The sequence below is a fragment of the Cellulosimicrobium sp. PMB13 genome, assembly GCF_051294865.1.
Classification (GTDB): domain Bacteria; phylum Actinomycetota; class Actinomycetes; order Actinomycetales; family Cellulomonadaceae; genus Cellulosimicrobium.
Window position 1 is genome coordinate 1,978,183 of record NZ_CP145910.1, and the last position, 16,144, is coordinate 1,994,326.

Annotated in this window: 12 protein-coding genes; all 12 read left to right on the top strand. The window is 72.5% G+C overall.

Annotated elements, in window-relative coordinates; all coding sequences use genetic code 11:
- Positions 1-22 precede the first annotated feature (22 nt).
- The 12 genes from V5D56_RS09020 (at position 23) to nuoN (ending at position 16,110) form a co-directional block, all read left to right on the top strand.
- Positions 23-748, top strand: coding sequence for an NADH-quinone oxidoreductase subunit C (locus V5D56_RS09020; protein WP_435738989.1), 726 nt, complete (start codon positions 23-25; stop codon positions 746-748).
- 65 nt (positions 749-813) lie between these two features.
- Positions 814-2,136, top strand: coding sequence for an NADH-quinone oxidoreductase subunit D (locus V5D56_RS09025; RefSeq protein WP_435738990.1), 1,323 nt, complete (start codon positions 814-816; stop codon positions 2,134-2,136).
- Positions 2,133-3,218 (top strand): NADH-quinone oxidoreductase subunit NuoE, encoded by a 1,086-nt coding sequence (nuoE, locus tag V5D56_RS09030; RefSeq protein WP_435738702.1) that lies wholly within the window; start codon positions 2,133-2,135, stop codon positions 3,216-3,218. The genes V5D56_RS09025 and nuoE overlap by 4 nt, the downstream gene beginning before the upstream one ends.
- Positions 3,215-4,579 carry an NADH-quinone oxidoreductase subunit NuoF gene (gene nuoF / locus V5D56_RS09035; RefSeq protein ID WP_435738703.1) on the top strand — a complete coding sequence of 455 codons (1,365 nt, stop codon included), beginning with the start codon at positions 3,215-3,217 and terminating at the stop codon, positions 4,577-4,579. The genes nuoE and nuoF overlap by 4 nt, the downstream gene beginning before the upstream one ends.
- Positions 4,579-7,257 carry an NADH-quinone oxidoreductase subunit G gene (locus V5D56_RS09040; protein WP_435738704.1) on the top strand — a complete coding sequence of 893 codons (2,679 nt, stop codon included), beginning with the start codon at positions 4,579-4,581 and terminating at the stop codon, positions 7,255-7,257. The genes nuoF and V5D56_RS09040 overlap by 1 nt, the downstream gene beginning before the upstream one ends.
- Entirely contained in the window at positions 7,254-8,663 is a 1,410-nt protein-coding gene (gene nuoH, locus V5D56_RS09045; RefSeq protein WP_435738705.1) for an NADH-quinone oxidoreductase subunit NuoH, read from the top strand. The genes V5D56_RS09040 and nuoH overlap by 4 nt, the downstream gene beginning before the upstream one ends.
- On the top strand, positions 8,656-9,372 hold the full coding sequence (gene nuoI / locus V5D56_RS09050; protein ID WP_435738706.1) for an NADH-quinone oxidoreductase subunit NuoI: 717 nt from the start codon (positions 8,656-8,658) through the stop codon (positions 9,370-9,372). Before nuoH ends, nuoI begins: the two co-directional genes overlap by 8 nt.
- Positions 9,369-10,274: an NADH-quinone oxidoreductase subunit J gene (locus V5D56_RS09055; RefSeq protein WP_435738707.1), complete on the top strand. Its 906-nt coding sequence runs from the start codon at positions 9,369-9,371 to the stop codon at positions 10,272-10,274. Before nuoI ends, V5D56_RS09055 begins: the two co-directional genes overlap by 4 nt.
- Positions 10,274-10,573 (top strand): NADH-quinone oxidoreductase subunit NuoK, encoded by a 300-nt coding sequence (nuoK, locus tag V5D56_RS09060; RefSeq protein WP_435738708.1) that lies wholly within the window; start codon positions 10,274-10,276, stop codon positions 10,571-10,573. The genes V5D56_RS09055 and nuoK overlap by 1 nt, the downstream gene beginning before the upstream one ends.
- Positions 10,574-10,586: 13 nt before the next feature.
- Positions 10,587-12,590, top strand: a complete 2,004-nt coding sequence (gene nuoL / locus V5D56_RS09065; RefSeq protein ID WP_435738709.1) for an NADH-quinone oxidoreductase subunit L — start codon at positions 10,587-10,589, stop codon at positions 12,588-12,590.
- 8 nt (positions 12,591-12,598) lie between these two features.
- On the top strand, positions 12,599-14,284 hold the full coding sequence (locus V5D56_RS09070; RefSeq protein ID WP_435738710.1) for an NADH-quinone oxidoreductase subunit M: 1,686 nt from the start codon (positions 12,599-12,601) through the stop codon (positions 14,282-14,284).
- Entirely contained in the window at positions 14,281-16,110 is a 1,830-nt protein-coding gene (gene nuoN / locus V5D56_RS09075) for an NADH-quinone oxidoreductase subunit NuoN (protein ID WP_435738711.1), read from the top strand. Before V5D56_RS09070 ends, nuoN begins: the two co-directional genes overlap by 4 nt.
- Positions 16,111-16,144 lie beyond the last annotated feature (34 nt).

Sequence of the window (16,144 nt, forward strand, 5' to 3'; positions counted from 1 at the left end):
GCCGGTCCCGCAGCCGGAGGAGGTGCAGGGACCGCGCGCGGGCGAGCTCGTCACCGGCGCCGAGGCGCCGCACACGCTCGACGTGGTCGAGGTGCGGTCGGGCATGTTCGGCGCGCAGGGCTCGGGCGACACGTCGGGCTACGGCGGCCTCGTGCAGCCCGTCGCCATGCCCGGCGCGACGCCGCGCCCGTACGGGGGGTGGTTCGACGACGTCGTCGACGTGCTGGACGAGGCCCTCGCCGAGCGCGGGACGTCGATCGAGGACGCGGTCGAGTACGTGAGCGTCGACCCGCCCGGCGAGCACGCCGAGCTGACGATCCACGTGCACCGCGACCACCTCGTCGAGGTGTGCCGCGCGCTGCGGGACGACCAGGACCTGCGCTTCGAGCTGAGCCTCGGTGTGAGCGGCGTGCACTTCCTGCACGACGTGGGCCGCGAGCTCCACGCGGTCTACCACCTGACGTCGATCACGCACGGTCGGCGACTTCGCCTCGAGGTCGCCGTGCCCGACGCCGACCCGCACGTCCCGTCGACCACGTCCGTCTACCCGACGAACGACTGGCACGAGCGCGAGACGTGGGACTTCTTCGGGATCGTCTTCGACGGGCACCCGTCGCTCGCGCGCATCGAGATGCCCGACGACTGGCCCGGCCACCCGCAGCGCAAGGACTACCCGCTCGGCGGGATCCCGGTCGAGTACAAGGGCGCGACCGTCCCCCCGCCGGACACGAGGAGGTCGTACTCGTGAGCACGCACACCACCGGGGCTCCCTCTTCGGGCCCGCACGCGACACCCCGTTCGACGCGACCGCCCGTGGGCGACTTCGAGCAGGGCGTCCCGAGCTTCGAGGCGTCGGGCGGCGACTGGGCGGAGATCGCCGAGAGCGCGGTCGCCGCGGCCGCGCTCGGCGAGGAGCGCATCGTCGTCAACATGGGTCCGCAGCACCCGTCGACGCACGGCGTGCTGCGCCTGATGCTCGAGATCGACGGCGAGACCGTCACCGAGGCGCGGTGCGGCATCGGCTACCTGCACACGGGCATCGAGAAGAACATGGAGTTCCGGACGTGGACGCAGGGCGTCACGTTCTGCACGCGCATGGACTACCTCGCGCCGTTCTTCCAGGAGACGGCGTACTGCCTCGCCGTGGAGAAGCTCCTCGGCATCACGCACTACGTGCCCGAGCGCGCGAGCGTGATCCGCGTGCTCGTCATGGAGCTCAACCGCATCGCGTCGCACCTCGTGTGCCTCGGCACGGGCGGCAACGAGATGGGCGCCACGACCGTCATGACGGTCGCGTTCACGGCGCGCGAGGAGATCCTCAAGATCTTCGAGGCGATCACGGGCCTGCGCATGAACCACGCGTACGTGCGCCCGGGCGGCGTCGCGCAGGACGTGCCGTCCGACATCGTGGACCAGGTGCGCGAGGCGGAGCCGCTGATCCGTCGCTACCTGGCCCAGCTCGGCGACCTCATGCTGGCGAACCCGATCTTCAAGGGCCGCCTCGTCGACGTCGGGCACCTGAGCCTCGCGGGCTGCATGGCTCTCGGCATCACCGGACCGGTCCTGCGGTCGACGGGCCTGCCGTACGACGTGCGCAAGTCGGACCCGTACTGCGGCTACGAGACGTACGACTTCGACGTCCCGACGTCGCAGGGCGCGGACTGCTACGACCGCGTGGTGCTGCGGATCGAGGAGTGCTACCAGTCGCTGCGCATCGTCGAGCAGTGCCTCGAGCGTCTCGAGGCGACCACAGGACAGCCGGTGATGGTCGGCGACCGCAAGATCGCGTGGCCCGCGCAGCTCGCGATCGGCTCCGACGGCCAGGGCAACTCGCTCGAGCACATCAAGGAGATCATGGGCACCTCGATGGAGGCCCTGATCCACCACTTCAAGCTGGTCACGGAGGGCTTCCGGGTCCCTGTGGGCCAGGCATGGCAGACGGTGGAGCACCCGCGCGGCGAGCTCGGCGTGCACCTCGTGTCCGACGGCGGGACGCGCCCCTACCGGGCGCACTTCCGCGACCCGTCGTTCAACAACCTCCAGGCCGTGGCGGCGATGTGCGAGGGCGGCCAGGTCGCCGACGTCGTCGTCGCCGTCGCGTCCCTGGACCCGGTGCTGGGAGGGGTGGACCGATGACGATCGACGCCGGACCCGCGACGAACGGGTCGCCCGCGGGCGGTCCCCGCTCGCGCCCGGGCTACGACTCCGAGACGCACGCGCGCCTCGCGGCGGACGCCGCGCAGATCGTCGCGCGCTACCCGCAGGCCCGCTCGGCGCTCCTGCCGATGCTGCACCTCGTGCAGTCCGAGGACGGCTACGTCTCGCGCGACGGCATCCTGTTCTGCGCCGAGCAGCTCGACCTCACGGCCGCCGAGGTCTCGGCCGTCGCGACGTTCTACACCCAGTACAAGCGCCACCCCAACGGCACCTACACCGTCGGCGTGTGCACCAACACCCTCTGCGCGATCATGGGCGGCGACGCGATCTTCGACGAGCTCTCCGAGCACCTCGGCGTCGGCCACGACGAGACCACCGACGACGGCGCCATCACGCTCGAGCGCGTCGAGTGCAACGCGGCGTGCGACTACGCGCCGGTCATGATGGTCAACTGGGAGTTCTTCGACAACCAGACCCCGCAGACCGCGACGGACGTCGTCGACCGCCTGCGCGCGGGCGAGCAGGTCGCCCCGACCCGCGGCGCCGCGAGCGTCTGCTCGTTCAAGCAGATGAGCCGTGTCCTCGCGGGCTTCTCCGACGGGCGCGCCGACGAGGGCGTCGGCGCGGGCGAGCCCACCCTCGCGGGCCTGCGCCTGGCCCGCGAGAACGGCTGGACCGCCCCCACCTCCGACCAGGGCTCTACCTCGGCGGACCAGGGCTCTACCTCGGCAGACGAGCCGACCGCCGAAGTCTCCACCCCGCCGTCGGCCACGACGGAACCCACGACCGGTGGCGAGACGGACGCGGAGGTGGGGGAGGCGGCGTCGGAGGCGAAGGGCGTGGCGGGCCTGGCGGGAGCGCCGCGAGGAACGAGCGGCGCGGATGGTAGCCCGAGCCCCGACGCCGCCTCCCCCGCCGGAGGCGACGCCGGCTCACCCGAGCCAGGCGAGGAGCAGTCCAGCGCCGAGCGCGCACCCACGACCGACGCCGACGTCGACCCGGGCGGCAAGCCCGGCACGCCCGAGGCGAAGCCCGACGCGTCGAAGGGGACGGACGCATGAGCGAGCAGAACGGCACACCACGACCCGACCCGCTGACGCCGGTCCTGTCGGACACGTGGGACGCGGACCGGTCGTGGACGCTCGCGTCGTACACGGACCGCGGCGGTTACGACGGGCTGCGTGCGGCGCTGGCCCAGGAGCCGGCGGCGATCGTCGAGACGGTCAAGGCCTCGGGCCTGCGCGGACGTGGCGGTGCGGGGTTCCCGACGGGGATGAAGTGGGGCTTCCTGCCCGCGCCCGACGGCGGCCCGCGCTACCTGGTCGTCAACGCGGACGAGTCCGAGCCGGGGACGTGCAAGGACATCCCGCTCATGATGGCGAGCCCGCAGGCGCTCGTGGAGGGCGTGGCGATCACGTCGTACGCGATCGGCTGCGACCACGCGTTCATCTACGTGCGCGGCGAGGTGCTGCACGTGTACCGGCGCCTGCTGCGCGCGGTCGAGGAGGCCTACGAGGCGGGGTTCCTCGGCAAGGACGTCCTCGGGTCGGGGTTCGACCTCGACGTCACGGTGCACGCGGGTGCGGGGGCGTACATCTGCGGCGAGGAGACGGCGCTGCTCGACTCGCTCGAGGGCCTGCGCGGGCAGCCGCGGCTCAAGCCGCCGTTCCCGGCGGTCGCGGGCCTGTACGCGCGCCCGACCGTGGTGAACAACGTGGAGTCGATCGCGAGCGTGCCGTCGATCGTGGCGCGCGGTGCGGACTGGTTCACGTCGATGGGCACGGAGCGCTCGGCGGGGTACGGGCTGTTCTCGCTGTCGGGCCACGTGACCCGACCGGGGCAGTACGAGGCGCCGCTGGGCATCACGTTGCGCGAGCTGCTCGACATGGCGGGCGGGATGCGCGGCGGCAAGGCGCTGAAGTTCTGGACGCCCGGCGGGTCGTCGACGCCGCTGTTCACGGACGCGCACCTCGACACCCCGCTGGACTACGAGTCGGTCGCGAAGGCGGGCTCGATGCTCGGCACGCGCGCGCTGCAGCTCTTCGACGAGACCACGTGCGTCGTGCGGGCAGTGAGCCGGTGGACGGACTTCTACGCGCACGAGTCGTGCGGCAAGTGCACGCCGTGCCGCGAGGGGACGTACTGGATGAAGCAGGTGCTGGCCCGCATCGAGGCGGGGCAGGGGACCCCGGGTGACCTCGACCTGCTGCTCGACACGTGCGACAACATCCTGGGCCGCGCGTTCTGCGCCCTGGGCGACGGCGCGACGTCGCCGGTGACGAGCAGCATCGAGCTGTTCCGCGACGAGTACGAGGCGCACATCACCGGGCACGGCTGCCCGTTCGACCCGTCCGCCGCGGCGCTGTTCGACTACACGCCCCGACCGGCCGCCGCGCGCGCCCTGACGGCAGGAGTGCACTGATGACGACGACCACCCCGGCCACCTCCGGCGCCGGCACGGCACAGCCGGCCGCGGGGGCACAGCCGCCGGCCCCGCCCGCGGACCAGGTGTCGTTCACGATCGACGACATCGAGATGGCCGTGCCGAAGGGCACGCTCGTCATCCGCGCCGCGGAGCAGATCGGGATCCAGATCCCGCGGTTCTGCGACCACCCGCTGCTGGCCCCGGCCGGCGCGTGCCGCCAGTGCCTCGTCGAGGTCGCGACGCCGGACCGCGAGGGCAACCTGCGGCCCATGCCGAAGCCGCAGGCGTCGTGCACGCTCGAGGTCACGCCGGGCATGGTGGTGAAGACGCAGCGCACGAGCCCCGTCGCGGACAAGGCGCAGCACGGCATCATGGAGATGCTGCTCATCAACCACCCGCTCGACTGCCCGGTGTGCGACAAGGGCGGCGAGTGCCCCCTGCAGAACCAGGCGATGAGCAACGGGCGCGCGACGAGCCGGTTCGTGGACGTCAAGCGCACGTTCCCCAAGCCGATCTCGGTGTCGACGACGATCCTGCTCGACCGGGAGCGGTGCGTCCTGTGCCAGCGGTGCACGCGCTTCTCGAAGGAGATCGCGGGCGACGTGTTCATCGACCTCCAGAAGCGCGGGGCCGCGCAGCAGATCGGTCGGTTCGACGAGGCCGTCCTGGACTTCGCGCCGCCTGCGGGCGAGATGCCCGGCGACCGTCCGGTCGGGCTCGCGCTCGAGGACGAGTCGGGGCAGCCGTTCGCGTCGTACTTCTCGGGCAACACCGTCCAGATCTGCCCGGTCGGCGCGCTCACGGGCGCCGCGTACCGGTTCCGCTCGCGCCCGTTCGACCTCGTCTCGACCCCGTCGGTCGGCGAGCACGACGCGTGCGGCAGCGCGATCCGCGTGGACCACCGACGCGGTGTCGTGCTGCGGCGGCTCGCGGGCGACGACCCGCTGGTCAACGAGGAGTGGATCACCGACAAGGACCGCTTCGCGTTCACGTGGCAGTCGGCGCCCGACCGTCTGACGCACCCGCTCGTGCGCGACCGCGAGGTGGCGCCCGACGGCACCGTCACTCGCGGCGAGCTGCGGCCGGCGTCGTGGGCCGAGGCGCTCGAGGTCGCGGCGCAGGCCCTCGTCGCGGCGCGCGACGCGGGCGGCGTCGGGGTCCTGCCGGGCGGCCGGCTGACGGTCGAGGACGCGTACGCCTACGCCAAGGTCGCGCGCGTGCTGCTCCGGACGAACGACGTCGACCACCGCGCCCGCGCCCACAGCGCCGAGGAGGCGGACTTCCTCGCGCACGCCGTCGCCGGGCACGGGATCGGCGTGACCTTCACCGAGCTGGAGAAGGCCCCCGCGGTCCTGCTCGTCGGCCTGGAGGCCGAGGAGGAGGCGGGCGTCACGTTCCTGCGGCTGCGCAAGGGCGCGGTCCAGCACCGCGTGCGGGTGTTCTCGCTCGCGCCGTACGCGTCGCGAGGTCTCGAGCGCATGGAGGGCACGCTGCTGCCCGCCGCGCCCGGGACGGAGGCCGAGTGGCTCGACGGCCTCGCCGCGGGCGACCGGGTCCGCACGCTCGACGAGGCGGCCGGCGCGGAGGACGCGCTCGCCGAGGCGAGCGACGCCCTGCGCGCCCCCGGTGCCGTGATCCTCGTGGGGGAGCGGCTCGCCGCGACCCCCGGCGGCTACAGCGCCGTCCTGCGCGCCGCCTCCGCGACGGGGGCCCGGCTCGCCTGGGTGCCGCGCCGTGCGGGCGAGCGCGGCGGTGTCGAGGTCGGCACGCTGCCGAACCTCCTCCCCGGTGCTCGACCGGTGACCGACGCGGCCGCCCGGGCGGACGTGGCACGCCTCTGGGGCGTCGACGCCGCGGACGTGCCCGCCACGACCGGTCGCGACGTCACCGAGATGCTCGACGCGCTGTCGGTCGGCCAGCTCTCGGGCGTGCTCGTCGGCGGGCTCGAGCTCGCCGACCTGCCCGACCCGGCGCACGCGCGCCGCGCGCTCGAGGCGGCGGACGTCGTCGTGAGCCTCGAGGTGCGCCGCTCGGCGGTCACGGAGCTGGCCGACATCGTGCTGCCGGTCGCGCCGCCCGTCGAGCGGGCGGGGTCGTTCTGGAGCTGGGAGGGGAGGCTGCGGCCGTTCCCCGCGGCGCTCGCGTCGACCGCCATGACGGACCACCGCGTGCTCGACGCCCTCGCCGACGCCGCAGGCGTCAGCCTCGGCCTGCCGACGGCGGACGCCGTGCGCGCCGAGCTCGGCCGGCTCGACGCGTGGGACGGGCAGCGCGTCGCCGCCCCGGACGTCCCCGCCGCCGAGCCGCCCGCCGTCGCTCCCGGCACCGCGGTGCTCGCGAGCTGGCGCCTGCTGCTCGACGACGGTCGCGGCCAGGACGGCGAGCGCTACCTCGCCGGGACGGCGAAGCGGCCCGTCGCCCGGATGTCCGCGACCACCGCGGCGGCCGTCGACGTGTTCGACGGCGAGCTCGTCCGGGTCGCCACGGACCGCGGGGCGATCACCCTGCCCGTCGTCGTGACCGAGATGGTCGACCACGTCGTGTGGGTCCCGCTGCGGTCCGCGGGGTCGCAGGTGCACGCGACGCTCGGCGCGGTGCCGGGCGACGTCGTGACGCTCGCGCCCGCCGACGACCCTGGCACGACACGTCGCACCGAGGGAGGGGAGCGGGCATGAGGTTCGAGACACCCGGCGTGCCCGGCATCGCGGCCGACTTCTCGCAGGACAACGGCTGGACCTATCTGGTCAAGGCCGTGCTCATCATCGTGTTCCTGCTCACGAGCGTGCTGGTCGCGATCTGGTTCGAGCGCAAGGTCGTGGCGCGCATGCAGGTGCGTCCGGGCCCGAACTGGCACGGCCCCTTCGGCCTGCTGCAGTCGCTCGCCGACGCGATGAAGCTCCTGCTCAAGGAGGACATCACCGTCAAGGCCGCGGACAAGTTCGTCTACCTGCTCGCACCGATGATCTCGGTGTTCTGCTCGCTGCTCGTGTTCGCCGTCATCCCGTTCGGACCCGAGGTGCGCATCCCGTTCACGGACTTCGTGACACCGGCGCAGCTCACGGACTTCCCCGTCGCGGTGCTGTACATCCTCGCGTGCGCCGCGCTCGGCGTGTACGGGATCGTGCTCGGCGGCTGGTCGTCGGGATCGACGTACCCGCTGCTCGGCTCGGTGCGCTCGACGGCGCAGGTCATCAGCTACGAGCTCGCGATGGGCCTGTCGCTGGTCTCGGTGTTCATCATGGCGGGGTCGATGTCGACGTCGCAGATCGTCGACTCCCAGACGCCGCTGTGGTGGGCGCTGCCGCTCCTGCCGGCGTTCGTCATCTACATCATCTCGATGATCGGCGAGACGAACCGCCTGCCGTTCGACCTCCCCGAGGCCGAGGGCGAGCTCGTGTCCGGCTACATGACCGAGTACTCGTCGATGAAGTTCGCGTGGTTCTTCCTCGCGGAGTACATCAACATGATCAACGTCTCGGCGATCGCGACGACGCTGTTCTTCGGCGGCTGGCGCGCGCCGTGGCCGCTGTCGGCGATCAACGACGGCATGTTCAACGAGGGCTGGTGGCCGATCCTCTGGTTCCTCGTGAAGATGTGGGCCTTCATGTTCGTGTTCGTCTGGGTCCGCGGCACGCTCCTGCGGATGCGCTACGACCAGTTCATGACGTTCGGCTGGAAGGTGCTCATCCCTGCCGCGCTCGGCTGGGTCGTGCTCCTGTCCGTCGTGCAGGGCGTGCGCCAGTTCGGCGACGTCGACACGCGCACGGTGATCGGGGTCGGCGTGGGGCTCGCGCTCGTGGTCGTCGCGCTCACGTGGTTCTGGCCCGAGAAGAAGGCGCCACCGGGACCTGCCGGGACCGGGCGCCCGGCGGCGTCGGGCGCTCGCGGTGCCGCCGAGCCGTTCGACGCGTTCGCCGGGGGGTTCCCCGTCCCGCCGCTCCCGGGCCAGTCGCTCCCGCCGTCCCCGCGCCGTCGTGCCCTGGTGCCCGACGACGCCCGCTCGCCCGACGACGCCCGCTCGCCCGCCGGCACGGCCTCCGGCACCGGCACGCCCCACGACAAGGAGGTCGACCGTGGCTGACGACCAGCAGCAGTCCGCAGCACCGGGGGAGTACCGGCCCCTGCGGCCGCAGGCCTCCGGCCTGCGCGAGGCCCTCGCGCCCGTCGCGGGCTTCGGCGTGACGTTCTCGTCGATGTTCCGCCCGACGGTCACCGAGCAGTACCCGCGCACGAAGCACGCGCCGAAGCCGCGCTACCACGGGCGGCACCAGCTCAACCGCTACGCGGACGGCCTGGAGAAGTGCATCGGCTGCGAGCTGTGCGCATGGGCGTGCCCCGCCGACGCGATCTACGTCGAGGGCGCCGACAACGCCGACCTTCCCGACGGCGCGCACAGGTCGCCGGGCGAGCGCTACGGCAGCGTCTACCAGATCAACTACCTGCGCTGCATCTTCTGCGGGCTCTGCATCGAGGCGTGCCCCACGCGGGCGCTGACGATGACGAACGAGTACGAGCTCGCCGGCCCGACGCGCGAGGGGATGATCTGGGAGAAGGAGGACCTCCTCGCGCCGCTGGAGCAGGGGATGCTCGCCGCGCCGCACCCGATGGTCCCGGGCACGACCGACACGGAGTACTACCGCGGGGAGGTGAGCGGCCCGGTGGCCGAGCAGGTGGCCTGGGTGCGCGAGCACCGTCCGGACGACCCGACGCTCCCGCCCGAGCCGCCCGGCCCGTCGCCCGAGGTCCGCCGTGTCGAGCACGCCGACCGTCACCGGAAGGCGGCCCGATGACCGCGAGCGCGGGCGAGGCGGCCCTGTTCTGGGTCCTCGCCCCCCTCATGGTCCTGGCGGCGCTCTCGCTGCTGTTCGCGCGCAAGGCGGTCCACGCGGCGATCGCGGTCATGTTCGTCATGGTCGACCTCGCGATCCTCTACATCGCCCAGGAGGCGTCGTTCCTCGGGGTCGTGCAGGTCGTCGTGTACACGGGCGCCGTGATGATGCTGTTCCTCTTCGTCCTCATGCTCGTGGGCGTCGACGCGTCGGACTCGCTCGTCGAGACGATCCGCGGGCAGCGCTGGATCGGCGTGCTCCTCGGGCTCGGGCTGGGCGCCGTCCTCGTCGGCGTGGTCACGCAGGCGACGTTCCCGCCTGCGGTCGGTCTCGCGGCCGCTAACGAGGCGACGAACCCCGTGGCCCTGGCCCGCGTCCTGTTCGCCGACTACGTGTTCGCGATGGAGGTCGTCGGCATCCTGCTGGTCACCGCGGCCGTCTCGGCCCTCGTGCTCACGCACCGCCGGCGCCTCGTGCCGAGGGTGGGTCAGCGCGAGCAGGCGGACGCGAAGGTCGCCGCGCTCCCGTCGGGCGGTCGCCTCACGCCGCTCGCCGCTCCGGGCGTCTACGCGCAGAACAACGCGATGGACACCCCGGCGCTCGACCCCGCGGGGCGCCCGATCGAGGAGTCGGTCTCCCGCATCCTTCGCATCCGCGGCCAGGAGCGATCGGCGGGGACCATCCTCGCCGCCGAGCGCGAGGTGCTGGTCGAGCACGAGCCGCACCGGGCCCTGCCGGCGCTGCGCGCGGGCGACGCGAACGAGCGGACGGTCCAGGCCGAGCCCGCCGACGCACCGCCTGCCGGCGACGTCTCGGGAGCCGACGACCCCGGCCGGACCCGCACCCTCGGAGATGAGGCCTGATGGAGATCACGAACTACCTCGTGCTCGCGACGATCCTGTTCTCGATCGGCGCCGCGACGGTGCTCCTGCGGCGCAACGCGATCATCGTGTTCATGGGCATCGAGCTCATGCTCAACGCGACGAACCTCGCGCTCGTGACGTTCGCGCGCATCCACGGCGACGTCACGGGGCAGGTGCTCGCGTTCTTCGTCATGGTCGTCGCCGCCGCCGAGGTCGTCGTGGGCCTCGCGATCATCGTGTCCATCTTCCGTACGCGTCGGTCGGCATCGGTCGACGACGTCAACCTCCTGAAGAGCTGAGAGGTCGGCACCGATGACGATGCTCCTGCCCCTCGAGACGACGGTCGTGCCCGCCAGCACGGTCGTCCCCGGCCCGTTCCTCGCCGCGCCGCTGCTGATCGTGCTCCCGCTGCTCGGCGCGGCGGTCCTCCTGCTCGCCGGCCGCCGCAGCGACCGGTGGGGAGCGTGGTTCGGCGTGGCCATGTCCGGTGCCGCGTTCCTGGTCGGCGCGTGGGTCTTCCTGTCGATGCTCTCGCTCCCCGTGGACGAGCGGGTCGTGGACTACCGGCTCTTCGACTGGATCGCCGCCGGCGGCCTCGACGTCGCGGCCGGCCTGCGGATCGACCCGCTGTCGATGACGTTCGTGCTGCTCGTGACCTTCGTCGGCACGCTCATCCACGTGTACGCGGTCGCGTACATGGAGCACGACGTCGACCGGCGCCGGTTCTTCGCCTACCTCAACCTGTTCGTCGCGGCGATGCTCGTGCTCGTCCTCGCCGACTCCTACCTACTGCTGTTCGTCGGGTGGGAGGGCGTGGGCCTCGCGTCGTACCTCCTCATCGGGTTCTGGAACCACCGCCGCGACTACGCGGTGGCCGCCAAGAAGGCGTTCGTCATGAACCGGGTGGGCGACATCGGGCTCATCGTCGCGCTCATGCTCATGTTCGCGACGTTCGGTGCGGTGGACTTCACGACGGTCTTCGAGCAGGTGCCGGAGGCGTCGACCGCGCTCCTCACCGCGACCGGCCTCGCGCTCCTGCTCGCCGCGTGCGGCAAGTCGGCGCAGTTCCCGCTCCAGGCCTGGCTCGGCGACGCGATGGCCGGCCCGACGCCGGTCTCCGCCCTGATCCACGCGGCCACCATGGTCACGGCGGGCGTCTACCTCGTCGTCCGGTCCGCACCGGTCTTCGAGGGCGCGCCCACCGCGCAGCTCGTCGTGGTGGTCGTCGGCGCGGTGACGCTGATCTTCGGGGCGGTCGTCGGCTGCGCGAAGGACGACATCAAGAAGGCGCTCGCCGCCTCGACGATGTCGCAGATCGGCTACATGATCCTCGCCGCGGGGCTCGGGCCGATCGGCTACGCGTTCGCGATCTTCCACCTCGTGACCCACGGCTTCTTCAAGGCGGGCATGTTCCTCGGCGCCGGCTCGGTCATGCACGGCATGGGCGACCAGGTCGACATGCGCCGGTTCGGCGGCCTCTCGCGGTTCATGAAGGTCACGTGGATCACGTTCATGATGGGCTGGCTCGCGATCCTCGGCATCCCGCCGTTCTCGGGCTTCTGGAGCAAGGACAAGATCATCGAGGCCGCGTTCGTTCCCGTCGACGGCGCGCCCTGGCGTGCCTGGGTGTTCGGCGGCGCGGCGCTGATCGGCGCCGGGATCACCGCGTTCTACATGTCGCGCCTGTTCTTCATGACGTTCCTCGGACGTCGGCGCTGGAACGACGGTCGCGGCGACGTCGACGGCCTCGGGGCGCAGGACGGCCCGGTGCGGCACCCGCACGAGTCGCCGCGCCTCATGACCTGGCCGATGATCGTCCTCGCCGTGGGCTCGGTCGGGCTCGGATGGTTCCTCGCCGCGGGCTCGCGGTTCGTCGACTGGCTCGAGCCGGTGACGGGGCACGCCGAGCACCACGAGCCGGTGCTGCCGGTGTGGTCGCTCATCGCGCTCACGCTGCTCCTCGTCCTCGCGGGCCTGGCGCTCGCGTGGCGGCAGTACGTCGTCTCGCTCGTCCCGGTCCGCGCCCCGCGTGGCACGGTCCTCACGCGCGCGGCCCGTCGGGACCTCTACCAGGACGACGTCAACGAGACCGTGTTCATGCGCCCCGGCCAGTACCTGACCCGGTCGCTCGTGTACTCGGACAAGGAGATGGTCGACGGCGGGTGGCTCGGCCTCGCGGGCCTCGTCGGAAGGATCGGCGAGTGGTTGCGCGGCTGGCAGAACGGCTACGTCCGCTCCTACGGCGCGACCATGCTCGGCGGCCTCGTCGTCATCGCCGCCGTCGTCCTCGCCCTCACCACCGGCACCGCGAGCTGAGGAGACTCATGATGAACGGCTTCCCCTGGCTCACCCTCCTCGTCGCGTGGCCCGTCGTCGGCGCCGCCGCGGTCTGGCTCACCGGCGCCGCCCGCACGCGCGGCGTCGGCTCCGGCGCCCTGCGCGCCGTGCGGGGCATCGCGCTCGGCGCGGCGCTCGTCGAGGTCGCGCTGCTCGTCGGCGCGTTCACCGCGTTCGACACCGCGGCGTCCGGCACGGTCCAGCTCGCCGAGACGTACGCGTGGATCCCGCAGATCGGTGCGAGCTACGCGGTCGGCGCCGACGGGGTCGCGCTCGCGCTCGTCGCGCTCGCCGTCGTGCTCGTGCCCCTCGTCGTCGGGGCCGCGTGGAAGGAGCAGGAGGGCGACGTGCGCCGCCTGCGCCACTACCTCGCCCTCGTGCTCCTGCTCGAGGCGTTCATGGTCGCGGTGTTCGTCGCGCGCGACGTGTTCCTCTTCTACGTCCTCTTCGAGGCGATGCTCATCCCGGTCTACTTCATGATCGGCGGGTTCGGGGTGGGGGCCCGGCGGCGGTACGCGGCCGTGAAGTTCCTGCTCTTCTCGCTCGCGGGCGGGCTCATCATGCTCGCGGCGGTCATCGCGCTGTACGTGCAGGTGCCGGTCGACCAGGCGACCGGCCTCCGTCCCGACGACGCGTTCCTCACGGCGAACCTCGTCGAGACGTTCGCCGCGAACCCGATGCCGGAGACGACCGAGCGACTGCTGTTCCTCGGCTTCTTCCTCGCCTTCGCGATCAAGGCGCCGCTGTTCCCGGTCCACACGTGGCTGCCCGACGCCGCGCAGCACGCCCCGGCGGGCACGTCGACGCTGCTCGTGGGCGTGCTCGACAAGGTCGGCACCTTCGGGATGCTCACGCTGTGCCTCCCGCTCTTCCCGAGCGCGAGCGCGTGGGCGGCACCGGTCGTCATCGTCCTCGCCGTCGTGTCGATCCTCTACGGCGCGCTCATGGCGATCGGGCAGAGCGACGTCATGCGGCTCATCGCCTACACGTCGGTGTCGCACTTCGGGTTCATCGTGCTCGGCATCTTCGCGTTCACCACGACGAGCGTCGCCGGGTCGTCGCTCTACATGGTCAACCACGGCATCTCGACGGGCGCGCTGTTCCTGCTCGCCGGGTTCCTGATCGCACGGCACCCCGAGCGGTCGCAGCGGCTCACCGACTACGGCGGGCTGCAGAAGGTCGTGCCTGTCCTCGCCGGGACGTTCCTCGTCGCGGGTCTCTCGGCGCTGTCGCTGCCGGGCCTGTCGACGTTCGTCAGCGAGATCATGGTGCTCCTCGGCACGTTCGCCCGGAGCCCGTGGGCGGCGCTCGTCGCGGTGCTCGGCGTCGTCCTCGCCGCGCTCTACGTGCTCCTCACGTACCAGAAGGTGTTCACCGGGCAGACGCGCGAGGGCCTCGAGCAGCTCCCGGACCTCAACGGGCGCGAGAAGTGGGTCGCCGCCCCGTTGATCGCCCTGCTGCTCGTGCTCGGCCTCTACCCGGCGCCGGCGCTCGACCTCGTGGACGAGCCGGCCGAGGTCACGCTGTCCGACCTCGCGCCCGCCGGCGTCGAAGACCCGCCGCGCACCGACCCGTTCGCCTCCGAGCCGACGGCTGACGCCGCGGCTGCCGGGGCCACCGACACCGCCGTCGCCGTCGCGACGCGCACCACCGCAGAAGGGAGCGAGTCGTGACCGACTCCTTCGTGGCCCCCACGGTCGACTGGGTCTACCTCGTCCCGATCCTCGTGGTGCTCGGCGCCGGCGTGCTCGGCGTCCTCGTCGAGGCCTTCGTCCCGGCGCGCGTGCGCCGCACGACGCAGGTCGTGCTCGCGCTGCTCGCCACCGCGGCGGCGTTCGCGGCGATCGTCGTGCTGTGGCGCGACCCGGCGGTGCAGGGCACCGGGTCGGGCATGCCCGGCGTGCGGGTGCTCGGCGGGTCGATGGTGATCGACCACTTCGGCCTCGCGGTCCAGGGCACGGTGGTCCTGCTGGCGTTCCTCGCGCTGCTCGTCATCGCCGACCGGACGTCGACCGGGCAGGACGCGTTCGCTCCCACCGCCGCGGCCGTGCCCGGCTCGCCGTACGAGGACCTCGCGCGCCGCCAGGGTCTCGAGCAGACCGAGGTCTACCCGCTCGTGCTGTTCGCCGTCGGCGGCATGATGATCTTCCCCGCGACGGGCAACCTCCTCGTGATGTTCGTCGCGCTCGAGGTGCTCTCGCTGCCGCTCTACGTGCTCTCCGCGATGGCGCGGCGTCGGCGGCTGCTGTCCCAGGAGGCGTCGTTCAAGTACTTCCTCCTCGGGTCGTTCGCGTCCGCGCTCCTCGTCTTCGGCGTCGCCCTGATCTACGGCTACGCCGGGTCGGTCGACCTCGGGGAGATCCAGCTGGCGCTCGCCACGGGGAGCAGCCCGGTCGCCGACATGCCGGGCCTCGTGCTCACCGGGATGCTGCTCATCCTCGCGGGCCTGCTCTTCAAGGTGGGCGCGGCGCCGTTCCACGCGTGGACGCCCGACGTCTACCAGGGCGCCCCGACGCCGATCACGGGCTTCATGGCCGCGTGCACCAAGGCTGCTGCGTTCGGCGCGCTGCTGCGCGTGCTCTACTCCGTCGCGATCGGGCTCGAGGTCGGCGCGCCCGAGCTGCGCCAGGACCTCTTCGTCGCACTGTGGGTCGTGGCCCTGCTCACCATGGTGATCGGGACCGCCGTCGGCGCCGTGCAGACGGACGTCAAGCGGCTCCTCGCGTACTCGTCGATCGCGCACGCGGGGTTCATCCTCGTCGGCGTGGTCGGGTTCTCGCAGCTCTCGCTGCGCGCGACCGTGTTCTACCTCTTCGCCTACGGCCTCGCGACGGTCGGCGCGTTCGCCGTCGTCACGCTCGTGCGGGAGAAGGCCCCGTCGCCCGTGGCCGTGCCGACCGGAGTGCCGGCCGAGGTGCCGGCGGGCGTGGGGGCCGGGACGACCGCAGCGGCGGGCGAGCTCACCGCGGGCGGTGACGCCCCGGCGTCGGGCGGGGAGCCCGTGGACGTCCCCGACAACCCGTCCGGTGCTCCCGTGCCCGACGCCGGTGCCGTCCTCGGCGAGGCGACGCACCTCGCGCAGTGGGCGGGGCTGGGACGGCGCAGCCCGTGGCTCGCCGGGACGTTCGGGCTGTTCCTCCTCTCCATGGCCGGCATCCCGCTCACCGCGGGCTTCATCGCCAAGTTCACGGCCTTCGGCGCGGCGATCGCCGGACCGGACGGGCAGGGCGGCGGGTCGACGTGGGTGCTCGCCGTCGTCGGCGTGCTCGCCTCCGCGGTCGCCGTGTTCTTCTACGTCCGGATCATCGTCCTCATGTTCTTCACGCCCCCGGCCGACGAGGGCACCGAGGCCGACGGTGGCGTCGGCGTGACGGTCGTCCGGTCGAACGGACCGACCACCGTGGCGATCGCCCTGTGCGCGCTCGGGGTGCTGGTCCTGGGCGTGTTCCCGTCCCCGGTTCTCGATCTGGCGGCCGAGGCGGTTAAGTTCGTCCCGTGACCTCCGCTCCTCCCGGGCCGCCCGCGCGGACGAC